The 23,912-nt window shown below is 39.4% G+C and carries 21 protein-coding genes, 2 tRNA genes and 1 pseudogene; 1 reads left to right on the top strand and 23 read right to left on the bottom strand.

Annotation, left to right across the window (positions count from 1 at the left end):
• Window positions 1-27: 27 nt before the first annotated feature.
• From KBU52_RS01535 to KBU52_RS01520, 4 genes are all read right to left on the bottom strand, one after another.
• Window positions 28-912: a DNA polymerase III subunit delta' gene (locus KBU52_RS01535; protein WP_254724087.1), complete on the bottom strand. Its 885-nt coding sequence runs from the start codon at window positions 910-912 to the stop codon at window positions 28-30.
• A complete protein-coding gene (gene tmk / locus KBU52_RS01530; RefSeq protein ID WP_254724086.1) occupies window positions 909-1,547 on the bottom strand; it encodes a dTMP kinase in 639 nt (212 codons plus the stop codon). Before tmk ends, KBU52_RS01535 begins: the two co-directional genes overlap by 4 nt.
• Before the next feature lie 270 nt (window positions 1,548-1,817).
• On the bottom strand, window positions 1,818-3,014 hold the full coding sequence (tuf, locus tag KBU52_RS01525; RefSeq protein WP_004253262.1) for an elongation factor Tu: 1,197 nt from the start codon (window positions 3,012-3,014) through the stop codon (window positions 1,818-1,820).
• A 198-nt stretch (window positions 3,015-3,212) separates the two neighbouring features.
• Entirely contained in the window at window positions 3,213-4,313 is a 1,101-nt protein-coding gene (locus KBU52_RS01520) for an AI-2E family transporter (protein ID WP_036752911.1), read from the bottom strand.
• A 105-nt stretch (window positions 4,314-4,418) separates the two neighbouring features.
• Here KBU52_RS01520 and pbp3 point away from each other — a divergent pair, with 105 nt between their 5' ends.
• A complete protein-coding gene (gene pbp3 / locus KBU52_RS01515) occupies window positions 4,419-5,660 on the top strand; it encodes a D-alanyl-D-alanine carboxypeptidase PBP3 (RefSeq protein WP_254724085.1) in 1,242 nt (413 codons plus the stop codon).
• A gap of 146 nt (window positions 5,661-5,806) precedes the next feature.
• On the opposite strand, the pseudogene KBU52_RS01510 reads toward pbp3, so the two are convergent.
• The 19 genes and pseudogenes from KBU52_RS01510 to parC form a co-directional block, all read right to left on the bottom strand.
• Window positions 5,807-6,004, bottom strand: a pseudogene (locus tag KBU52_RS01510) (amino acid permease); the annotation flags it as partial.
• A gap of 124 nt (window positions 6,005-6,128) precedes the next feature.
• The gene (gene sufB / locus KBU52_RS01505; RefSeq protein ID WP_000797046.1) at window positions 6,129-7,541 is read right to left on the bottom strand and encodes a Fe-S cluster assembly protein SufB; all 1,413 of its coding nucleotides are present in this window, start codon (window positions 7,539-7,541) and stop codon (window positions 6,129-6,131) included.
• A gap of 57 nt (window positions 7,542-7,598) precedes the next feature.
• Window positions 7,599-8,039 (bottom strand): Fe-S cluster assembly sulfur transfer protein SufU, encoded by a 441-nt coding sequence (gene sufU, locus KBU52_RS01500; protein WP_006153239.1) that lies wholly within the window; start codon window positions 8,037-8,039, stop codon window positions 7,599-7,601.
• On the bottom strand, window positions 8,026-9,252 hold the full coding sequence (locus tag KBU52_RS01495) for a cysteine desulfurase (RefSeq protein WP_254724084.1): 1,227 nt from the start codon (window positions 9,250-9,252) through the stop codon (window positions 8,026-8,028). The genes sufU and KBU52_RS01495 overlap by 14 nt, the downstream gene beginning before the upstream one ends.
• A 10-nt stretch (window positions 9,253-9,262) precedes the next feature.
• A complete protein-coding gene (gene sufD / locus KBU52_RS01490; protein ID WP_254724083.1) occupies window positions 9,263-10,525 on the bottom strand; it encodes a Fe-S cluster assembly protein SufD in 1,263 nt (420 codons plus the stop codon).
• Between the two features lie 27 nt (window positions 10,526-10,552).
• The gene (gene sufC, locus KBU52_RS01485; protein ID WP_000114489.1) at window positions 10,553-11,323 is read right to left on the bottom strand and encodes a Fe-S cluster assembly ATPase SufC; all 771 of its coding nucleotides are present in this window, start codon (window positions 11,321-11,323) and stop codon (window positions 10,553-10,555) included.
• A 154-nt stretch (window positions 11,324-11,477) separates the two neighbouring features.
• Window positions 11,478-11,672, bottom strand: coding sequence for a DUF3272 family protein (locus tag KBU52_RS01480; protein WP_006153320.1), 195 nt, complete (start codon window positions 11,670-11,672; stop codon window positions 11,478-11,480).
• Between the two features lie 22 nt (window positions 11,673-11,694).
• Entirely contained in the window at window positions 11,695-13,359 is a 1,665-nt protein-coding gene (dnaX, locus tag KBU52_RS01475; RefSeq protein ID WP_254724082.1) for a DNA polymerase III subunit gamma/tau, read from the bottom strand.
• A complete protein-coding gene (locus KBU52_RS01470; RefSeq protein WP_254724081.1) occupies window positions 13,359-13,856 on the bottom strand; it encodes a GAF domain-containing protein in 498 nt (165 codons plus the stop codon). The genes dnaX and KBU52_RS01470 overlap by 1 nt, the downstream gene beginning before the upstream one ends.
• 84 nt (window positions 13,857-13,940) lie before the next feature.
• On the bottom strand, window positions 13,941-15,143 hold the full coding sequence (gene rpsA / locus KBU52_RS01465) for a 30S ribosomal protein S1 (RefSeq protein ID WP_004253232.1): 1,203 nt from the start codon (window positions 15,141-15,143) through the stop codon (window positions 13,941-13,943).
• A 159-nt stretch (window positions 15,144-15,302) separates the two neighbouring features.
• Window positions 15,303-15,374: transfer RNA gene (locus tag KBU52_RS01460), tRNA-Gln, on the bottom strand.
• 9 nt (window positions 15,375-15,383) lie between these two features.
• Window positions 15,384-15,464: transfer RNA gene (locus KBU52_RS01455), tRNA-Tyr, on the bottom strand.
• 49 nt (window positions 15,465-15,513) lie between these two features.
• A complete protein-coding gene (locus KBU52_RS01450) occupies window positions 15,514-15,744 on the bottom strand; it encodes a DUF2969 domain-containing protein (protein WP_254724080.1) in 231 nt (76 codons plus the stop codon).
• Between the two features lie 134 nt (window positions 15,745-15,878).
• Window positions 15,879-16,523 carry a pyroglutamyl-peptidase I gene (pcp, locus tag KBU52_RS01445; protein ID WP_254724079.1) on the bottom strand — a complete coding sequence of 215 codons (645 nt, stop codon included), beginning with the start codon at window positions 16,521-16,523 and terminating at the stop codon, window positions 15,879-15,881.
• A gap of 13 nt (window positions 16,524-16,536) precedes the next feature.
• Window positions 16,537-17,460: an SP_0859 family membrane protein gene (locus KBU52_RS01440; RefSeq protein ID WP_036754559.1), complete on the bottom strand. Its 924-nt coding sequence runs from the start codon at window positions 17,458-17,460 to the stop codon at window positions 16,537-16,539.
• Window positions 17,457-18,146, bottom strand: coding sequence for an SP_0858 family membrane protein (locus KBU52_RS01435; protein WP_036754553.1), 690 nt, complete (start codon window positions 18,144-18,146; stop codon window positions 17,457-17,459). The genes KBU52_RS01440 and KBU52_RS01435 overlap by 4 nt, the downstream gene beginning before the upstream one ends.
• A gap of 34 nt (window positions 18,147-18,180) precedes the next feature.
• Window positions 18,181-20,148 (bottom strand): peptide ABC transporter substrate-binding protein, encoded by a 1,968-nt coding sequence (locus tag KBU52_RS01430; protein WP_254724078.1) that lies wholly within the window; start codon window positions 20,146-20,148, stop codon window positions 18,181-18,183.
• Between the two features lie 21 nt (window positions 20,149-20,169).
• Complete coding sequence (locus KBU52_RS01425; protein WP_254724077.1) at window positions 20,170-21,192, bottom strand: branched-chain amino acid aminotransferase; 1,023 nt, start codon at window positions 21,190-21,192, stop codon at window positions 20,170-20,172.
• A gap of 129 nt (window positions 21,193-21,321) precedes the next feature.
• Window positions 21,322-23,799 (bottom strand): DNA topoisomerase IV subunit A, encoded by a 2,478-nt coding sequence (gene parC, locus KBU52_RS01420; RefSeq protein WP_254735587.1) that lies wholly within the window; start codon window positions 23,797-23,799, stop codon window positions 21,322-21,324.
• Between the last annotated feature and the right edge of the window lie 113 nt (window positions 23,800-23,912).

The raw sequence follows: 23,912 nt of genomic DNA, 5'->3' as shown, positions 1-23,912 counted from the left end.
CTTTCTTTTTCTGTTTTCATGTTCATTTTATTGTAAAACTAGGTATTCCAAAGAATTTTGGAAAGACACATTTGCTTTCCACATTTTTCTGGCTTCGAGAAGGTTTTGCAAGATTGTACGTGCTACATTTTTTTGAATCTCTTGACCTGCTAAAACTTCTAAAATTCTAAAGACTTGGTCTTGTTTTTCTTTGTCATCTGCTAAACTAGCTAATTTTGCGACCTGTAAATAAGTTTCCTTTTTCCCAGCATCTAACCAAGAATAAAATCGTTCACTTTCTTCAACTAGAGTCCAAAAACTTGTTTGATTTGTCAGTTTTTCGGCTTCTGCTTGCGATTGACTAAACTCAGCTAAAAACCTTGCTTTATTTTTGACCAATCCTGCTTGTTCAAGTTGATTCCTAAGGCTTTCAACTTGTTTCTTAAACTGGAAAATTTGAGTCCGACTTCGGATAGTTGGTAACATCTGCTCTTGATCATTGGTTAAGAAGAAAATATAGGTTTCACTTTGCGGTTCTTCAATGACCTTTAGTAGTGAATTGGCGGCATTGGCATGCATTTTTTCAGCTTGTTCAATAATAAAAACCTGACGTTGATTTTCGATTCCTGATTGAGAAAACTGGCCAACTAATTCTCGGATTCTTTCCGTTTTAATGATTTGATTCATCGGACGAATAATGGTGACATCAGGAAATTCTTCCTGATCAATCAACTTACAATTTCGGCAAGACTCGCAAGGTAAGACACCCTGCTTTTCTGTACAGAACAAACTCTTAGACAGAAATAAGGCCATCTCCATGCTTCCGAAATACCCTGAAAAGAGATAGGCATGATTGAGCTGTTTTTGTTCTAAGATGTGAACAAAACGCTCAAATTGCTGAGGTTGACAAGCTTTTAATTGCTCTTGATTCATTCTGTCAGCCCCATTCTGTCAAATAAGACTTGCTTAGTATTTTCAATCACTTGATTTAGTGGTAAACTGGCATCGATTTTTGAAATGCGTTCACCTTCTTTTTCAAGAAGGGAAAGATATCCTTGACGAACTTTTCTGTGCAAGTCTAAGCCTTCCAAGTCCAAACGATTGACTTCGCGATCACTGTTTGCAGCGATTCTTTCAAGTCCCTTCTCCACTTCAATATCAAAATAAAGTGTCAAATCTGGCTTGAGTCCATCTGTCGCAAATTGATTGAGCCAGTCAATAGCTTCAATATCCAAACCACGACCAAAGCCTTGATAAGCAACGGAACTATCAATAAAACGATCCATGATGACCAATTTTCCAGCTGCAAGTGCTGGCAAGACCTTCTCTACTAGGTGCTGTCTACGACTTGCAATATAGAGAAGCAACTCTGTCTTTGGATCCATCTGAGTATGACTAGGATCTAAAATGACTTCTCGAATCTTCTCACCAATCAAAACACCACCTGGCTCACGTGTTGTTAAAAACTCAATATTCTTTTCTTCTAACAAAGGGAGGATAGCTTCAAGCACACTCGTTTTACCAGCTCCCTCTGGCCCCTCTAAAGAGACTAAAAATCCTTTTGACATGACGAACTCTTTTCTTTTTTTCTTCCTTCTATTCTATCAAAAAAACAGGCATTTGTGAAAAGCTTTTTAACCTAATAAAAATTTATTCTGAAAAACTAGGAAATACATTCGTTAATAAATAAGATAAATATTTAATTAAGTTTATATATTCGTAATCAACTACCATACTGTCTTATTTTGTCTTTGTATAACTAGAAAAAAAGAACCTTGCATAGCAAGATTCTTTTAATGTCTGACTTAAATAATTGTTCTTCTGGGAACTAAATCGAATTAAGCTTCGATTTCTGTAACCATACCTGAACCAACAGTACGTCCACCCTCACGGATAGAGAATGTAGTACCTTGTTCTACGGCGATTGGGTGGATCAACTCAACGTCGATTGTCACGTTATCACCTGGCATTACCATTTCAGTACCTGCTGGAAGTTCGATTGAACCTGTAACGTCAGTAGTACGGAAGTAGAATTGTGGGCGGTAGTTGTTGAAGAATGGAGTGTGACGTCCACCTTCTTCTTTAGTAAGGATGTAAACTTCACCTTTGAATTTAGTGTGTGGGTTGATTGAACCTGGTTTAGCGATAACTTGTCCACGTTCGATTTCGTCACGTTGAACACCACGAAGAAGGACACCTACGTTATCTCCTGCAAGACCTTCGTCAAGTTGTTTACGGAACATTTCAACACCAGTAACAACTGCTTTTGAAGTTTCTTCTTTGATACCAACGATTTCGATTTCGTCGTTGACACGAACAGTACCACGGTCGATACGTCCTGAAGCAACTGTACCACGTCCAGTGATTGAGAATACGTCTTCGACTGGAAGAAGCAATGGTTTGTCAGTGTCACGTTCTGGTTCTGGAATGTACTCATCAACAGTGTTCATCAATTCCATGATGATGTCTTCATATTTAGAGTCACCTTCAAGAGCTTTAAGAGCTGAACCTTGGATAACTGGAAGATCGTCACCTGGGAAGTCGTATTCTGAAAGAAGGTCACGGATTTCCATTTCAACCAATTCAAGCAATTCTTCGTCGTCAACCAAGTCGATCTTGTTCATGAAGACGATAAGGTGTTTAACACCAACCTGACGTGAAAGAAGGATGTGCTCACGAGTTTGTGGCATTGGTCCGTCAGTTGAAGCTACTACAAGGATAGCTCCGTCCATTTGAGCGGCACCAGTGATCATGTTTTTAACGTAGTCCGCGTGTCCTGGAGCGTCGATGTGAGCATAGTGACGTTTTTCAGTTTCGTACTCAACGTGCGCAGTGTTGATAGTGATACCGCGTTCGCGTTCTTCTGGAGCAGCATCGATAGACGCATAGTCTTTAGGTTGGTTAACTGCTGAAGGCAAGCGACGTGCCAAAACAGTTGTGATAGCTGCAGTTAGGGTAGTTTTACCGTGGTCAACGTGTCCGATAGTACCAATGTTAACGTGTGGTTTACTACGATCGTATTTTTCTTTTGCCATTTGAGTAAAAGCCTCCAATAAAATATATTTTATAGATAGACAGTAGGCAATACAGTCTAACTTTCCTTACTATTTTATCAAATTTTAGCTAAATTGCAAGTGTTTTACAAAGTTTTTATTAATTATTCTTATTCTTACTATAAGTTGTCGATTTATTGATAAAAAAGAAACAGATGAATCCGTTTCTTTTTAAAATCTTTATTTTTCTCCCACTTCTTGTACTTCTTTATGTTTTTCATAAAGTCGGACTAGGAATTTGGATATTTCTTTGAGAATTGAGTAGGTAGGAACGGCAACGATCATACCTACGACACCATAGATATTACTTGACAACAATAATAGCACGAGAATTGTAATCGGATGGACTTTCATGACTCCACCAACAATACGAGGGTATAGGATATTCCCATCTACTTGTTGGATAATCAGCATATAGATAACTGCTATAATCATCTTTTGAGGATCCGTAAACAGATTTGAAATAATCATCGGAATTAGTCCAATACTCGGTCCAACATAAGGAATCAAATTTGCTAAACCTGAGAAAATAGCAAAAACTAATGCATATTTTAAGCCAATTACACTATAACCGATAAAAGCCAAACACCCGATAATAAATGCATCGATTGATACTCCACTTATGTAACGGGAAATAGTCTCATTCAAGTTTGTTATTAAACCAGATATATTGAGTTTGTCTCGCTTTAAAATAGTTCTTTCTAGCATCGGTAAGAATTTATGACCATCTAAAAGGAAATAAATCAAGAAAACCGGTGTCATAATGATAATTAAAACAGTGCTTACCAAAGCTGAAAGGACACTTCCCACACTATTTGTCACACTATTTAAGATATTTTGTAAAATATCGACATAAGAAAGATTTAATTGTTGGATTGTTTGTTGAATATCTAGCTCTTGGAAAGTAGGATATTTCGATAATTCTATCACTAAATCTTGGATTCGAGAATAGATATCTTGGCTAGAATTAATCAAGCTACTCAACTGATTGATTAAAATCGGCAAGAGATAGACGACAGCTATCACTATGGTTCCAAAGAGAACACAAAGTGTTAACAAAATACCAATGATTCGATTAATGCGACATTCCTTCTCCAAAAAGATGACGATTGGATTTGTTAAGTAGTATAGAAATCCACCTAGTAAAAAGGGAATCATGATTGTATTTACGACACTTACAAACGGTGTAATAATAGTACCCATTTCTCGCCATAAGTAGAAAATAAGGGTTATTAATAATATCTCAGTGGTCCAGAAGAATAATTTATTTCTCCGAAACATAAGCCACCTCCTCTTTTTCCTATTTTACCATATTTCGAAAAAGATTGATAACCTACATTATAAAAACAAGAATATTTTTTGTCTTTATGATAGAATAAAGTTACTATGAAGAAATTATTTTTAACATTAATCACGCTTATTTCATTTGGTTCTGCTACTACTGTTTTTGCTCAGGATTTTGATGTCGCAGCAAAACACGCCATCGCTGTTGAGGCTAACAGTGGTAAGATTTTGTATGAAAAAGATGCGACCCAATCGGTTGAAATTGCCTCTATCAGTAAACTACTTACTGTTTACCTAGTATATGAAGCTCTAGAGCAAGGCAAAATCACCCTTTCTACCCCAGTGGAAATTTCAGATTACCCCTACCAGCTCACAACCAACTCCGAAGCAAGTAACGTTCCTATGGAAGCTCGTAACTACACTGTTGAAGAGTTGCTAGAAGCAACATTGGTATCTAGTGCCAATAGTGCAGCTATCGCGTTAGCAGAAAAGGTTGCTGGATCAGAAAAAGACTTTGTTGATATGATGAAGGCTAAACTTCTTGAATGGGGAATTCAAGATGCTACCCTCGTCAATACAACTGGTCTAAATAATGAAACTCTTGGGAATAATATCTACCCTGGTTCTAAGAAAGATGATGAAAATAAGATGAGCGCCTATGATGTTGCAGTTGTCGCTCGTAATCTTATCCTCAAGTATCCTCAGGTTTTAGAAATTACAAAGAAACCTTCTTCCACTTTTGCAGGAATGACTATTCATTCTACAAACTCAATGTTAGATGGTATGCCTGCCTACCGTGGGGGAATTGATGGCCTAAAAACTGGAACTACTGATAAGGCAGGAGCATCCTTTGTTGGAACAACTGTAGAAAAAGGAATGCGTATTATTACAGTTGTCCTTAACGCTGACAACCAAGATACCAATCCTTACGCTCGTTTCACAGCAACTTCAGCTCTTCTGGACTATATCTCATCTAATTTTGCTCTCCAAACAATCGTTAAGCAGGGGGAAAGCTACCAAGATAGCAAATCTCCAGTTTATGACGGGAAGCAAGATACGGTTACAGCAGTCGCTAAAGAAGATATAAAAATTGTTCAACGTCTTGGTAGTCGAGCGGAATCAAGTGTTACATACACACCTGATGCTACTGAGCATGTTGCTCCTCTAGAAGCAGGTACGGTCGTTGGACATCTGACCTATGAGGACAAGGACTTAGTTGGTCAAGGTTATATCACCACTGACAAACCAACCTTTGAAATGGTCGCTGAAAAGAATGTTGAGAAAGCCTTCTTCTTAAAAGTATGGTGGAATCGTTTCGTTCGATTTGTAAATGAAAAATTATAAAAAAATCGCGAAAAATCGCGATTTTTTCTTTATTGATTTTTTGATAGTGTAGAGTTTTTATAGCCATAAGTAAAGTAAGTAATAACTCCTACTATTAAGGCTAATACAAATGCTATCCAAGTTTCAAGAGTGTATTGAAGCATAAAGGACACACAGATCGCAGAAATCACGATAGATACCACAAGAGCAGGTCCTGCTAGTGTTGCTGCAGCTGTTCCTGTAATGGTAAAAATACCAGTTCCCACCATGGCCCCAATTCCTTAAAGAATTAAATCCCATAATTTCAAATGACGATGCATTTCTGTTTTACTTAGACTGAAGTCTTTTATTCTAAAAATATTCATTCTTGATCTCCACTAACAATAATTGTTTTATTTTACCACAGATAATGTATTTTGTGAATATTTATAAAATTGTATCTAAAAAAACTGAACAAATGTAATATTTGCTCAGTTTTTTTTATAAAGATTATCCAACTGACCCTTCCATTTCATAGCTAATCAAGCGGTTAAGCTCAACTGCATACTCCATCGGAAGTTCTTTGGTGAAGGGCTCTACAAATCCCATGACAATCATTTCAGTTGCTTCAGATTCTGACAGACCACGGCTCATAAGGTAATAGAGTTGTTCTTCTGAAATCTTAGATACCTTGGCTTCGTGCTCCAAAGCAACTTGTGAGTTGTGAATTTCATTAAATGGAATAGTATCTGATGCTGACAAGTCATCCATGATAATGGTATCACACTCGATGTGAGAAACAGATTTCTTAGAGTTCTTGTTGAAAGTCACTTGTCCACGGTAGTCAACCTTTCCTCCACCTTTAGCGATAGATTTAGAGACGATAGAGGAGCTCGTATGTGGAGCATTGTGGATCATCTTAGCACCAGTATCTTGGTGTTGCCCTGCATTGGCAAAGGCAATCGAAAGCATGGTACCACGCGCTCCTTCTCCATCAAGGTAAACTGATGGATATTTCATAGTTGTTTTGGCACCTAAGTTTCCATCAATCCACTCAACAGTCGCATCTTTCAAAGCTTTAGCACGTTTGGTTACCAAGTTATAAACGTTATCAGACCAGTTTTGGATGGTTGTATAACGCATATAAGCTCCGTCCAAAGCAAATATTTCTACAATAGCAGCATGCAAGCTGTTGCTTGAATATGTTGGCGCTGTACATCCTTCTACGTAGTGGACACTTGCTCCCTCATCAACGATGATTAAGGTACGTTCAAACTGTCCAGTATTTTCATTGTTGATACGGAAGTAGGTTTGAAGTGGAATATCTACCTTGACTCCTTTAGGAACATAAATGAAGGTTCCGCCAGACCATACTGCTGAGTTGAGGGCAGCCAACTTGTTATCTGTCGGCGGTACTAATTTCGCAAAGTATTGCTTAAACAAGTCCGGGTATTCCTTGAGGGCAGAATCTGTATCTGTAAAGATAATTCCTAACTTCTCAAATTCTTCCTTCATGTTATGGTAAACCACTTCTGACTCATACTGGGCAGAAGCTCCAGCTAGATAGGCACGCTCAGCTTCAGGAATCCCGATTCGTTCAAAGGTTTCTTTGATTTTTTCAGGAACGTCATCCCAAGAACGGGCTGGTTTATCAGATGGTTTTTGGTAGTAGATCAAGTCATCAAAGTCAATCTCTGACAAATCTGCTCCCCAAGTTTGCATGGGCATTTTTTTGAAGGTTTCATAAGATTTCAAACGGAATTCCAACATCCACTCAGGTTCTCCCTTAGCTGCTGATAGTTCACGAATGACATCTTCATTCAATCCTTTTCCTGTCGATAGGACAGGCTCTACATCGTCATGGAAACCAAATTTATATTCACCAAGATCAATTGGTTTTGGTTCTACTCTTTCTTCAGCCATAATATCCTTTCTTTCATTCTTTATTTCTAATGATTTATAAGACAAAGAAAGCTTGTCTTATTTATTTTCTTGGTCTTCAATTGTTTTTTTAAGGGCATTCCAAGCTAGGGTTGCGCATTTGATTCGTTGAGGGAATTTGGCAACTCCTGACAGGAAAGCTGCGTCGCCGAGACTATCTTGTCTGTCATCTTTTTGCCCTTGAACCATTTCAGAAAAAATGGTTGCAAGTTCTAAAATTTCTTGCTTGGTCTTACCTAAAACTGCATCCGTCATCATACTAGCAGAGGCCGTTGAAATGGTACAGCCTGAGTTTAAAAAAGCAATATCTTCCAAACGATCTTCTGCATCAAACTTAACAGAGAGATTGATGACATCACCACAAGTTGGATTGTTGAGACTGATTTGCTCAGCATCTTCTAACTTTCCTTGATGATGGGGATTTTTCGAATGGTCCGCTACCACTGCCATATAGAGGCTATCTAGTTTAGAAAGTGCCATTGAAAAACTCCTTTGTTTTTTGTAAGGCATCGACTAGCTTGTCGCAGTCTGCCTTAGTATTGTAGATATAAAAACTTGCACGAGCTGTTGCTGGAACGTCCAAATACTGGAGCAAAGGTTGAGCGCAATGGTGACCGGCACGAACTGCTACTCCTTCATAATCCAGAGCAGTCGCAAGATCGTGAGGATGAAGGTCACCTAGGTTAAAGGCAATGACACCTGAACGTTGAGCCAAATCTTGCGAACCGTAAATGGTCAATCCTTCAATTGCCTGCAATTTTGGATAGACGTATGCAATCAATTCTTGTTCATGGGCTTCAATGACGTCCATACCAATCTTTTCAAGATAATCCACGGCAGCTGCAAGTCCAATAGCACCAGCCATATTGGGAGTTCCAGCCTCGAATTTCCAAGGCAATTCCTTCCAACTAGCAGATTGCTCGTAAACAAAATCAATCATCTCGCCGCCAAACTCGACAGGTGACATTTGCTCCAGATATTTTTCTTTACCGTAAAGAACACCAATACCAGTCGGACCAGCCATCTTGTGACCTGAAAAGGCAAAGAAGTCCACATCCAAGTCCTGGACATCAATCTTCATATGAGGCGTAGACTGAGCACCATCCACCACCATAATAGCTCCAACTTGATGAGCCATTTGCGTGATTTCTTCGATAGGATTAACCACTCCAAGAACGTTTGATGCGTGAGCTAGTGAAACAAATTTAACTTTGTCAGTCAATTTAGAACGCAAGTCACCCATATCCAGAGCTCCATCTTTGAGATAGACATAAACAAGCTCTGCCCCAGTCTTTCGGCAAGCTTCCTGCCATGGAATAATATTGGAATGGTGTTCCATGACTGAAATCAAGACCTGATCTCCCTCAGTCAAGATTTCCTCAGCGAAACGTGCCACCCAGTTGAGACTAGTCGTAGTTCCTCTAGTGAAGAGTACTTCCTTTGTCGAACCTGCGTTGATAAACTTACCAATGGTTTCACGAGCAGCTTCATAAGATGCTGTCGCACGCTCTGCCAAGGTGTGAACCCCTCGGTGAACATTTGCATTATCCTGTTCATAGTAGCGGTTAATGGCTTCCAGAACAGCTAGTGGTTTTTGTGTCGTCGCAGCATTATCCAAATAAACCAGAGGTTCGTCATTGACAATCTGGTCTAAAATCGGAAAATCCTTGCGAATCACTTCTGCATCTAACATAGACTTCCCCTTAGCGTTTTGACAATTTTTCTTCGATCGTCGCAATCATTTCATCACGAACTTCCTTGACAGGGATCTCAACAATAACTGAGCCAAGGAAACCACGGACAACTAAACGTTCTGCAGTGGCTTTGTCCAATCCACGGCTCATAAGATAGTACATATCTTCTGGATCAACTTGACCGATAGACGCTGCATGCCCTGCAGTAACATCATTTTCATCAATTAAAAGAATTGGGTTGGCATCGGAACGCGCTTGGTCAGAAAGCATGAGAACACGACTTTCTTGCTGAGCATCTGCTCCCTTAGCACCCTTGATGATGTGGCCAATACCATTGAAAGTCAAAGTTGCTTTTTCAAGGATAACCCCATGTTGAAGGATATTACCGATAGAGTTGCAACCATAGTTAGTTACTCGAGTATCAATCCCCTGTACCTGACGACCGCTTGAAAGTGCTACAACTTTCAGGTCTGCATGGCTACCATTACCAATCAAGTCACTATCAAAGTCAGCAACGACATTTCCTTCGTTCATGACACCGATAGCCCAGTCAATACTTGCATCGTTGCCTAATTTACCACGACGGCTAATGTAGGCAGTAACATTCTCACCAAGACGGTCAATCGCCGCAAACTTCACTTGAGCACCAGAACGTGCAATCACTTCAACTGTGATATTAGCAGTCGCCTTAGCACTACCCTCACCGCGTGATTCTAAACGTTCGAGGTAGCTGATTTTAGAGTTTTTACCTGCAATGATCAGAATATGCTTGTTAAATGGCACATCACTATCACTGTCTTGGTAGAAAATTCCTTCGATTGGTTCTGTGATTTCGACATTGTCTGGAATATAGAGAACAGCACCACTATTAAAGTAAGCTGTGTGGTAGGCTGCCAATTTGTCATCGTCGTATTTTACTGATGACATGAAAAATTCTTCTACGAGTTCTGGAATTTCTTCTAAAGCCGAATGGAAGTCTGTAAAGACCACTCCTTGTTCAGCCAACTCAACTGGAATTTGCTCAAAAACTGTTTGAGTTCCAACCTGCACCAATTTCAAGTGATTATCTAAAGCAGTGAAATCAGGAACATTTGCTGATGGTTCACTTTCTGTGATGGTACCATCACCAAGATTCCAACGGTGAAATTTTACACGCTCAATGACTGGCAATTCCAAACTCTCAATCTTATCAAAAGCTTTTTGACGGAGGTCTGACAACCAGCTTGGTTCAGCGTGCATTTCTGAAAAAAGTTTAATAGTTTCTTTAGTCATTTACTTCTCCTAAAAGATACGAGGAAATTACAATTCTTCCTTGTAGTCATAGCCAAGTTCTTCAGCTAGTTTCGCGTATCCTTCACGTTCCAAGCGTGCAGCCAATTCTGGACCACCAGAAAGAACAACACGACCTTCCATCATAACGTGTACCACATCTGGTGTGATATAGTTCAAAAGACGTTGGTAGTGAGTAATGATCATAGCACCAAAACCTTCACCACGCATAGCATTCACACCTTTAGAGACAACTTTAAGGGCATCAATATCAAGACCAGAGTCAATCTCATCTAAGAGGGCGAAAGTTGGTTCCAACATCAAGAGTTGAAGAATTTCGTTACGTTTTTTCTCACCACCTGAGAAACCTTCGTTGAGGTAACGCTCTGCCATTTCTTCTTTCATGTTGAGCAATTCCATTTTTTCGTCTAACTTAGTGATAAATTCACGAACTGAAATCTTCTCATCATCTTCTTTACCAGCATTCATAGCTGCACGAAGAAACTCAGCATTTGTAATCCCAGGAATTTCTGATGGATATTGCATGGCAAGGAAAAGTCCCATACGCGCACGCTCATCCACTTCCAATTCAAGGATGTTTACACCGTCAAACAAGACTTCACCTTTAGTGACTTCATAGTTTGGGTTCCCCATAATAGCAGCTGAAAGAGTAGACTTACCGGTACCATTTGGTCCCATGATGGCTGCAATTTCCCCTGTTTTAAGAGTCAGATTGACCCCTTTTAAAATTTCTTTTCCTTCAATTTCAACGTGAAGATCTTTGATCTCTAATACTGACATGATTGTTCCTTTCTTTTCATCCTTTTTACTGTATTTACCTGAAATTTAACCTTTTTAAATCCCTAAAAAAACACAGTAAAATGTCAATAAATATACCTTAATAGTATAACAAAAAAAAGCCTAAAAGGCTTTGATTTTGTCTAGAAGCTAGGAGCTACTTCTTCCCTTGAAAATGATCATCTATAGCGCTCACAATTTTACCCATGATATAACTCACGCGAAAATTTCTCAGGATCAAAATAGCCCAAAGCAAGGCCACGATATACCGTTGCTCCATGATGGATTCATTAAAGAAATAAGTCTCAGCAGCAGTAAAGAAGGCCATGATAATAAATTGTTGTCTGTTCATAGTCTTTTACCACCAATTCCCTTTAATCTTCAGCTATAGTCACTTTATCTGCTAAAAATTCAAAGCCTTGAGGAAGTAGGGACTCTTCGGTTTCTTCCTTATTGACTTGTTCTTGAGAACCTTTGGCTCTGCTTGAAAATGCAGCTCGAACTTCCTTCCATTCTTCCATAGAAATAGCAAGAATCTCCGGAGAAAATCCAGCAGCGCGACTAAGAATATTGCCAAACATAGTGTTTAGATTGTCTCGTTTCATGGTTTGACCAGCATTGAAGTTAGATTCAAATGCCAAAATCGCATGATGTTCATTAGCAGCAACTGGTTTAGAACCAGCCAAGAGTGCCTTATCTGGACCAGATAAGCTTTCAATGACTTCTCCCCAAGCATTCTGAAGACGGATTAAGTTTTGACGAGCTAAGTCTGGATTTTCTACTGCTTCTTGAAGAATAGACTGCACCTTATTTCGGTCTACACGATAGATTGACTTACTGTTAGTCGGACGACTTGGTGTAGAAACAGTTTGTTTGGGATTAGAACCAACATTGGCAAGAGCTTGTTTCAATCGTACAACTTCTTCTCGAAGAGAAGACAATTCCTCAGCCACCTCACCTGAAAGCTCTGATTGAGAATCAATTTCTGCTAAACGAATAGTCATCATTTCGGCATAAATTTTAGGTTGTAGGCTAGCCTTAATATCAGCTAGACTTCTAGTAGCAAGACTAATCATCTCAAACAAGACATCCTGCGGAAGAGCTAAGTTTCTCTCAAATGCATCACTATGATGTATATTTTCTCCGCCTGCTTGAACAATTAAGATATCACGGAGATATTGCAGCAAATCGACTACAAAACGTGTCATGCTCTTTCCATTCTCAAAAATCAGATCAAGATTTTGAAGGGCTCCCGGTACATCCTTTTGAGCTAAAGCAGCTACGTAATGATCCAAGGCACTTAAACTAATGGTACCAGTGATTTCTTCTGAGACTGCAGTTGTCAATGTAGCTTCTTGGGTTAAGCTTAATGCCTGGTCTAGAATTGACAAGGCATCCCGCATACCACCCTCAGCTCGTCGAGCAATAATTTCAACAGCTTCTGTTTCGTAATCAATCCCTTCTTTTTCTAAAATCTGGAAGATATGATCTCGAATATCCTGAGTCTTAATGGACTTGAACTCAAATCGTTGAACACGAGACAAAATAGTTGCAGGAATTTTATGAAGCTCAGTCGTTGCCAAAATAAAGACTACATTTGGAGTTGGTTCTTCCAGTGTTTTCAAAAGAGCATTAAAGGCACCTGTCGAAAGCATATGAACCTCATCAATGATATAAACCTTATACTGAGCTATACTTGGAGCATAGGTTGATTTATCACGAATATCACGAATTTCATCAACACCATTATTAGAAGCAGCATCCATTTCGATAACGTCTTCTAAACTTCCATCCGTAACAGCTTGACAGATATAACAGTTATTACAAGGTTCTCCCCCTACTTGATTAGGGCAGTTCATAGCCTTAGCAAAAATCTTAGCCACACTAGTCTTACCAGTTCCACGAGGCCCTGAAAAGAGATAGGCGTGACTAATCTTATCCTGTTCTACAGCCTGTTTAAGAGTTCTAGCAACAACTTCCTGGCCTACTAACTGTGAAAAATTTTGACTTCTATATTTTCGATAAAGCGCCTGATACATTATGCCTTCTCCTCAAACATTGAAAATTTCCATTCTGTCTTATCTAGTAAAATGGACACAAACTCTTCTAAATACTTCTGATCCATTTCATCATAATCATCAATATGAGATGAGTCCAAATCTAATACACCTAGAAGCTGTCCATTTTTTACCATTGGAAGTACGATCTCGCTACGAGCACTACTATCACAAGAAATATAGTTTGGATAAGTCTTGACATCACCAACGATGACTGTTTGACGGCCAGCCGCTGACTCACCGCAAACTCCTTTTCCGAGCGCAATTCTAACACATGAGACTCCACCCTGAAAAGGGCCTAAAATAAGCTCATTTCCGTCATATAAATAGAAACCTGCAAAGACAGTACGAGGAAAGTTCATTTTTAAGAGAGCACTGGCATTTGATAGATTAGCCAACACATTGGTCTCACCTTCTAAAAGACTAGAGAGTTGTTCATTTACAATTTGGTAAATTGATTTTTTTTCGGAATGTAACATAAATCCATTATATCAAAAAATACTAGTTGAAAAAAGAAAAATCCCTTGTTTTACAACAAAGGATTTATAATTAGTTCTGATTGATTAAAGTTCGATGTCTCCGAACAAGTCAGCCATTGAGAATCCTGTTTGAGTTTCAGGAAGTTCAAAGTCACGTTTTTCTTGACGTTTTGGACGACGTGGACGTGGAGCACGTTTTTCTTCGTTTTGTCCTTCTTCTTGAGCTGGACGCTCTTCAAGAGCTTTGATAGAAAGTGATACACGTTCTGCATCAGCATTAACATCAAGAACTTTAACAGTAACTTCTTGACCAACTGTAAGAGCTTCTTTTGGATTTTCAATACGTTTGTGTGAAATTTGTGATACGTGAACAAGTCCATCGATACCTGGCAATACTTCAACAAATGCACCGAAGTCAGTCAAACGTTTAACTGTACCTTCTACAACGTCACCTTTAGCCAATTTTTGCTCAACGCCATCCCATGGTCCAGGTGTTGTTGCTTTAAGTGAAAGTGATACACGTCCTTCTTCTTCGTTAAGGTCAAGGATTTTCACTTCTACTTCTTCACCAACAGTTACAACTGATTTTGGAGAAACGTTACGTTCGTGTGACAATTCAGTCAAGTGAACCAATCCATCAACACCACCAAGGTCGATGAAAGCACCGAAGCTTGTGATACGAGCAACTTTACCAGTTACTACATCACCAGCAGCCAATTTACCGAAAACTTCTGCACGAGCTGCTGCAGTAGCTGCTTCTACAACTTCACGACGTGAAAGGATGAAGCGGTTTTCTTTAGGGTCAACTTCTTTGATTTTAGCTTCAAATTCTTGACCTACAAAACGCTCAGTGTTACGTACGAAACGAGTATCCAACATTGAAGCTGGGATAAATCCACGCAAACCTTCAAATTCTACTGAAAGTCCACCTTTAACAGCGCGAGTTCCTTTAACTGTAACAACTTCTTCTTCGCGTCCTACAAGTTTGTCCCATGCTTTGCGAGCTTCAAGGCGTTTTTTAGATACAAGGTATGTTACTGTATCAGTATCTTTACCAACTACTTGACGAAGTACAAGAACATCAAATACTTCACCTACTTTTACAAAGTCATTGATATCTGCATCGCGATCGTTTGTCAATTCGCGAAGAGTCAAGACACCTTCAACACCAGTTCCAGAGATTGCAACGTTAGCTTGATTAGCATCAACTGTCAATACTTCAGCACTAACAACATCACCAGGTTCAACTTGGCTAACGCTATTTAGCAAATCTTCAAATTCATTCATCTAAAAAATCCTCCAACAATCAAGTCTTTTAAACTTGACATACTTATAATTTTTTTCCTAAGCACCCGCAACGACATGAACATCTCGAACGTCCTTCAATTATAAAAATAAAATACCCTAAGATATTTTTCTTTTTATCTTGAATTTATTACCTAAGAACTGGGGTAGCTGGATTCGAACCAACGCATGAGGGAGTCAAAGTCCCTTGCCTTACCGCTTGGCTATACCCCATTGATGATATGGAGAGAGAGGGATTCGAACCCCCGAACCCGAAGGAGCGGATTTACAGTCCGCCGCGTTTAGCCTCTTCGCTATCTCTCCGACAATCAACGAAAACTATTATATCATGAAAATTTGCAAAAAACAAGCATTATTTTGCTAAATTATAGTTCTCAATCAATATTTCCACAGCTTTTTCAAGATTCTTGTAAAAACTATCGACATTTCCATTCTTTATGATTGCAAATTGGTCATCTAGTTCGGCAATTTCACCGATTAATTTTTTACCAATCATTAAAGTATAACCAGCGAACTTATCTTTTCCAACTACTACTTTAGCATCTGATAATTGAATCTCAATTTTTTTATCTTTTTTACTCATACCATACCTCTTTTCACTTTATCTATTTTACAAGAAATTCCCTAATCTAGCAAGAAAAAACTCTCTATCAAGCTTATCTTGATAGAGAGTTTAAGGAATAAAATAGAAATTTTTTTAATTTGAAAATTGAATCATTAGTGAGTCGTCCCTCCGACCAACTTCAGATCTTTATCTTTATGGTCTACGATAGCACCTATAGCAACTTCGATACCTCGGACAATATCTCTTAAGCACATGGATGCAGTATTAGGCTTATTTACCACTTGTTCTGTCATATAGGGAATATGCATAAATCCTGCCCTCATATTAGGGAATTTCTTATCCACTAAATAGAGAGCCTGATACATCAGATGATTGCAAACAAAGGTTCCTGCTGAATTGGATACTGCTGCAGGCAGCCCTTCTTCTTTTATGGCTTGTACCATTGCTTTGATAGGGAGCTTGCTAAAGTAGGCAACTTCTCCATCAAGGCGAATTGGAGTGTCAATCGGTTGATTTCCTTGGTTATCTGGAATTCTAGCATCATCTTGATTGATAGCAACTCTCTCAGGAGTTAAAGCAGCTCTTCCTCCTGCTTGTCCGATGCAAAGCACAACATCTGGATGGTATCGATTTATTTCTGCTTCTAAAACCTCTGCTGATTTATAAAATACCGTTGGGATTTCTACCCAATGAAGCTCTGCACCATTGATTTCAGAAGGTAATGATTTAACTGCTTCTAGAGCTGGATTAACCTTTTCACCACCAAAAGGATCAAATCCTGTAACTAATATTTTCATTTTATTTCCTTTACTAAAATGCCAAAAAGTACATCAGAAATACATGTATGATAATCATGACAATAGCTACTCCTACTTGCGCTTTGATAACGCCATTTGGATCTTTCATATCCAAAAGGGCTACAGGTAATGTATTGAAATTGGCAGCCATTGGGGTTAATAGAGTCCCACAACAACCTGCTGTCATAGCAAGAGCACCCGCCACGATTGGATCTGCTCCCAAGGAAAATACAAAGGGAACACCAATTCCAGCAGTAATGACAGTAAAGGCCGCAAAGGCATTTCCCATAATCATTGAAAATAGAACCATACCAAGGACATAAGCCACTACACCCATCAACCGACTCCCCGAAGGCACAAAACCACTTATCAGATGTGACATTAAATCTCCAACTCCAGCTACAGTAAAAATAGCCCCCAAAGCTCCTAAAAGTTGGGGAACAATCCCACTAGTTGAGACTTGCTGAACCATGCGATTGTTTTCTGATAATAAGCTTTTAGGAGAACTCTTAGTAATCAATAAAAGAGAAATGGTTGCTAAAAATGCTGCAAGACTGATAGCAATCTTACTAAACTCAGGGATCATTTTTGCTAATACTAAAGCAATCAAAGCCATCAGCATGACCGGAATAAAAATTTTATTCTTCAACCGTTTAGCTTCAAAGTTTGCCTTGACTTCATCCAGAGACGGTAAGGTTCCGATACGAACCTGTTTAAAGAGTGTTAGTAGGGCTAAGAGCACTACGATAACTCCAATACAGATAGAAGGTAGATAAGAACCACCGATAAAACTGATGCCCAATAAAGCCCAAAACCCAGCTGTTCCATATCGAACTGGGTTTGTTTTGTCTTTAGAACTACAATAGGCCGTGTGAAGAAATTGACAACCAATCACAATATAGGTTAACTCTAATAACTGTCTTGCTAGATTGGTCATTCATCTTTTCCTTTACTAAGCTTATTCGCTAGCAATTTTCTATCAAATAAGTAATTGTACAGCCCTACCACAAGCAAGGCAACTCCTGCAACAATAAGAGAAGCCGAAGCGATACCTGCATAATTACTTTCGTAACCTAATTGGTCCAGAGTGCCCCCCACCAAGAGGACACCACCTGCACCAACGAAAGTGTTCTGAGCAAAGAAATTTGCAAAATTATCATTTGCTGCTGCACGCGCTTTTAGCGCTTCGCTCTCCTGCTCCGTTAATTTTCTACCTAATTGTGACTCTGCCGCTGCTTGTCCCATGGGTTGAACCAGAGGCCTTACAAACTGCGGCTGCCCTCCTAGACGAATGGCAAAGAACCCGTCGAGTTCCCGAAAAAAGAAATAAATTGTATAAAAACTTCCTACGGTCAGTCCTTTAATCTTTTGAATTAAGTCAATTGAACGTTGCTTGAGTCCAAAAGTTTCAGATAAACCAACCAAGGGCAAGGTTACCATGAAAATCGTAAGAACTCGTTGATTGCTAAATTCTCTTCCTAAAATTTCCAAGAACTCAACAAGAGAAACTCCAGAAACTAGAGCTGTAACTAAACTAGCTAAGACTACCGTTGCGATGGTATCCAATTTATAGATAAAACCAACCACAATGATAACTATCCCTATTAGTTTAATCCATTCCATATAGGCCCCTTTATTCCAAAAATACTAGTCTGTTTTATTTGACATGACTTTCTAGTTCTTTTTGGTATTTACTGTTTGATTCCAATTTTTCTTTTTGCCATTTTTCAAGAGCTGCTTGATATTCTTTAGCAGATACAATTTCTTTTTGTAATTTCATTCCCTTGAAGATATATGGATCACCCTTAATACCTACTTGTGAGTATGGTTTAGAGAAAGGAACAACGTTGCTGACAACTGGTGAACCACCTGATGAAGCGGTTGGCATTAAGAGAGAGCTATCAGTGAGCCATGCTTGAGCTTTAGCATATTTTTCATATCTCTTGTCCAAATCGTTTGTTTCAGAAACTGCATCATCCAAGAGTTTCTTATATTCGTCTAGACCAAGTTGAGCTACTACTTCCTTGTCTTTACCTTTCGTAATACCAAGGTGTTTCATAGCAGAACCAGTTTTAGGATCCATGATATTTAGATAACTTGCTGGGTCTTGATAGCTTGGAGCCCAACCAGTGCTATTCAAGTCATAGTCTTTCTGAGCAGGAACACGTGCTTGAGATGTAATACTTTCCTTCTCATTGTCAGTCATCTGAAGAACATCAATCACGACATTTTCAGAACCAAGAGTTGACTCGATTGATTGTTTAAAGGAATTGCTTTGTTGAACAGCAATTGTATCTGTCTGTTCAACTGGAACATCCAAGTGAATTGGGAAGGTTACACCTTTTGCTTCCAATTCTTTCTTAGCTTTCTCAAACGAAGCTTTGGCTTTATCAGGATTGTAGATGGTATCTTTTCCGTCTACAAGCTCAACGCCTTTCCATTGGTCGCCGTAGTTAACCAATTCTGCTTGAGCAATATCACCAAAGTTTTTACCACCAGATTGAACGAAATTATCTGGTACTAAGCTATTACGAATAATCTTATCCGCACCATCTTCACCATTAAGTTGTGCGGCATAAGAATGACGGTTGAAGGCAAAGTTGATTGCTTGACGGAAGTCCTTGTTCAACATTGCTTCTTTTGTGGAAGTTTTTTGTTCTTCACTTGTTTTTGCTGTCTTATTGTATGATTGACGGTTTACGTTAAAGGTAAAGTAGTAACTAGTTGAATCCTGTGGACTATATGTGATTTTATCTCCGTATTGTTCCAAAGTAGAAGCAAAGTTTGAGCTACTTGGGAAGATACGAGCTGTTGTATAAACACCTGAAGAGAAGCTACGGATTAATGATTCTTGGTCCGAACCATCATAGTAGGTCAATTTTACTTTCTCAATTTTAACCTTCTCTTTATCCCAATAATTTGGGTTCTTTTCGTATTCGATTAAAGATTTTGAAGTCAATGTCTTCAGGATATACGGACCGTTATAAAGAATTCCAGATGGACTTACTGCTCCGTAGTTCTTACCTGAAGCTTTGAGGAATTCCTCGTTTACCGGCAACATGGTTGCTGAAGTCACTTTCGAATTCCAGAAACTTTCAGGTGCATTCAGAGTATACTGGACTGTGTAGTCATCCAATGCCTTAACTCCAACTGTAGAGAAGTCATTAGTCTCACCAGTCATATATTCATTCAAGCCTTTGATGGAGTTTTGAATAAGAGTGACACCGTCTGATTTACCATCTGCAACGTGTTTCAATCCTGTAACAAAGTCATGCGCAGTTACTTCAGCGTATTCTTCACCCTCTGAAGTATACCATTTAACTCCTTTACGAAGTTTATAAGTATAAGTCAAACCGTCTTGCGAAACACTCCAGTCTTCTGCTAGTGAAGGAACCAAATTTCCATATTCGTCGTTTTCCAACAATCCGTCAACAACGTTACCAATAATATCCGTTGTTGAAGTACGAGTTGCAATACTGTAGTCCAAAGATGATGGGTCTACTCCATAGACATAAGAGAAGGTTGTAGGCGCATCTGCTTCTTTATCAGCTTTACCACAAGCCACAAGAAGAACTACTGTACTCAGGACAACTCCTGCTGTTAACATCCACTTTTTCGTTTTCATAAAGATCTCCTTTAATAATGTTTAATCTACTTTTACAATCCAGCCTTCTGGCGCTTTAATGTCACCAAATTGGATACCTGTCAATTCATCGTATAGTTTACGAGTCACTGGACCAACCTCTGTTTCACTGTAGAAAACATGGAAATCATCACCGCGTTGGATTCCCCCAATAGGTGAGATTACTGCTGCTGTTCCACAAGCACCTGCTTCTACAAATCGATCCAGACTATCAATTGGTACATCTCCCTCGACAGGTTTCAAGCCTAAACGATGCTCTGCCAAGTAAAGCAATGAATACTTGGTAATTGATGGCAAAATTGACGGACTCAATGGGGTAACAAACTCATTATCAGCTGTAATTCCAAAGAAGTTTGCTGAACCAACTTCTTCAATCTTAGTGTGGGTTGATGGGTCTAGATAAATAACATCTGAGAAATGACGGGATTTAGCCATTTTTCCTGGCAAAAGACTAGCTGCATAGTTACCACCGACCTTGGCAGCTCCTGTTCCATTCGGTGCAGCACGGTCATACTCATCTTGAATCAAGAAGTTTGTTGGAACCAATCCACCCTTAAAGTAATTTCCAACTGGCATAGCAAAGATGGTAAAAATATACTCCTCGGCTGGTTTTACCCCGATGATGTCTCCGACACCAATCAAGAGCGGACGAAGATAAAGAGTTCCACCAGTTCCGTAAGGTGGTACGTATTCTTCATTAGCTCGAACTACTGACTTACAAGCCTCTACAAACATTTCTGTTGGCACTTGTGGCATCAAGAGACGATCACAGGTACGTTGCAGACGTTTAGCATTTTCATCTGGACGGAAGAGTTGAATACTGCCATCTTTTGTACGATAGGCTTTCAATCCTTCAAATGCTTGCTGTCCATAGTGAAGGCTTGGAGATGATTCTGAAATATGCAAGGTTGCATCTTCTGTTAATTCTCCTTGAGACCATTGTCCATTTTTAAAATAAGCGATATAACGATAAGGTAGTTTCATATAGGAAAAACCGAGATTTTCCCAATCAATCGTAACGGTCATGACAATCTCCTTTATTCTAATCAAGCTTTGTGTTCTATTCTACACTATTCTCCTAAAAATTCAAGTATTATTTGTAATTTTCTGAAAATTTTATTTATAAAAAATCAGTCACTAGGACTGATTTTCTTATTAATTATCTTTTTCTTCTTTAAAGACTTCTTTGAGATAGGCATCGAAAACTTCCTCGTCTGAAATAGTATCTGAGATAAAGCTTCCATTACTTGTGCGCTCTGATAGATTCAAATCTTGTAGGATTGATTCGTAAATCGTTCCATTATTTGATTGAACAACCAGAGTTTGTTCGCCATCTTCTACTTCTGTACTGAAGAGATCTCCGATAAATCCTTGTTCTGAGACAGAACCGGCCAAGAAGACGCGATGTGGTTTACTCTTCAATTCTCTCAGAACTTGAAGACCACGCTTAGCGCGACTAGTTGCTGGAATTTCCTCTGTTGAAACACGTTTCAAACTTCCACGTTGCGTTAACAGATAGAAGGATGAAGTGTTGCAGATAAAGGCAGCTTGAAGCTCATCATCTGCTTTCAAGTTCATGGCTTTGACCCCTGCAGCCTTAGCTCCTACAACTGGAACCTCTTCGATATTAAAGCGAAGAGCATAGCCATTTTTACTGATTAATAGAACATCATCAAGCTTGATTGGTGCAACAGCTACAATTTGGTCACTATCATCTTTCAACTTAGCATATTTGACAGACTTAGAACGATAGGTTCTCCATGGAGAGAATTCTTTACGTTCGACACGCTTGATTTGTCCAAGGCGAGTCGCTGCAAAGTAGGTCGTCGCGTCATCAAACTGATCCACAACTTCTACGTATAGCACTTCTTCATTGGTTTCAAAGTTGGTAATCGTTTGACTCAAGTGCTCCCCGATATCCTTCCAACGAATATCTGCTAATTCATGGACAGGACGGTAGATAACATTTCCTAGTGTCGTAAAGATTAAGAGATGTTGAGTTGTCTTAACAGATTGGATAAATAGCAATCGGTCATCATCCCGTTTACCAATTTCCTCTAAGGTTGAAGCTGAGAAAGAGCGAGGGCTAGTACGCTTGATATAGCCAGCCTTCGTCACGCTGACATAGGTATCTTCCTCTGCGATAAGGCTAGCTGTATCAATTTCGATCACTTTTGCTGTATCTTCTAAAGAACTCAAACGAGGTGTCGCAAACTGTCTCTTGACCTCACGAAGTTCTTTTTTCATGAGATTGTACATAGTCCGTTCGTCACCGATGATAGCCGCCAGCATAGCAATTTTTTCGCGAAGCTCTGCTTCTTCTTCCTGCAAGACAACTACGTCTGTATTGGTCAAACGGTATAGTTGCAAGGTAACAATAGCTTCAGCCTGCTCTTCAGTAAAATCATAACTGACCTTGAGGTTTTCCTTGGCATCAGCTTTGTTCTCAGAAGCACGGATAAGAGCAATGACTTCATCTAAAATAGAGATGACACGAATCAAACCTTCCACGATATGGAGACGTTTTTCAGCCTTTTCCTTGTCAAAGCGAGAACGTGCCAAGATGACCTCACGACGGTGGGCAATATAGCTAGATAAGATAGGCACAATTCCAACCTGACGAGGGGTGAAATTGTCAATCGCAACCATGTTGAAGTTGTAGTTGATTTGCAAGTCTGTATACTTGAAAAGATAGTTGAGAACAAGCTCTGTGTTCGCATCTTTCTTGAGTTCGATAGCAATGCGAAGACCGTCACGGTCAGACTCATCTCGAACCTCAGCAATTCCTGCTACCTTGTTATTGACACGAACTTCATCAATTTTCTTGACTAAGTTAGCCTTATTAATCTCATAGGGAATCTCAGTGATAACGATTTGTTCCTTACCACCTTTTAACTTCTCAATTTCAGTCTTGGAACGAACGACCACGCGACCCTTACCAGTTTCATAGGCCTTTTTGATCTCGTCACGACCTTGGATGATCGCTCCTGTAGGAAAGTCTGGCCCAGGCAAGAATTCCATGAGCTTTTCAACCTTAGCAGTTGGGTGATCAATCATATAGACTGTCGCATCGATAACCTCTGCCAAATTATGTGGTGGAATATCTGTGGCATAACCAGCTGAAATACCAGTTGACCCATTGACCAAAAGGTTTGGAAAAGCCGCTGGCAAGACTGTTGGCTCTTTCTCGGTATCGTCAAAGTTCCAAGCAAAGGGAACTGTCTTTTTCTCGATATCCTGAAGAAGATAACCAGCAATCTCTGATAAACGAGCTTCCGTATAACGCATTGCTGCAGGTGGATCTCCGTCCATGGAACCGTTGTTTCCGTGCATTTCAACTAGAATCTCACGGTTCTTCCAGTCCTGAGACATACGAACCATGGCGTCATAGATAGAAGAATCTCCGTGTGGGTGGAAATTCCCCATAATGTTCCCGACAGACTTGGCTGACTTACGGTAGCTCTTGTCAAAAGTATTGCCATCCTTATTCATAGAATAAAGAATACGGCGTTGAACCGGCTTCAATCCATCCCGAATGTCTGGCAAAGCCCGGTCTTGAATGATATATTTGGAGTAGCGACCAAAGCGCTCTCCCATGATGTCCTCCAAGGACATATTTTGGATATTACTCATATAAGATACAAAGGGGCGATTCGGCGTGCCGAAAATTTCTGTAGAAAAATAGGAAATCGATGCAGGGTTCGATGAACCCTAGACGATTTATCTTTTTTCATAAGAAATTAGTC

Origin of the sequence: Streptococcus sp. 9.1(2021) (genome assembly GCF_030466425.1) — a bacterium.
GTDB lineage: Bacteria > Bacillota > Bacilli > Lactobacillales > Streptococcaceae > Streptococcus > Streptococcus wuxiensis.
Note: the sequence above shows the minus strand (reverse complement) of the source record. Positions and strands in the feature narration are given on the sequence as shown.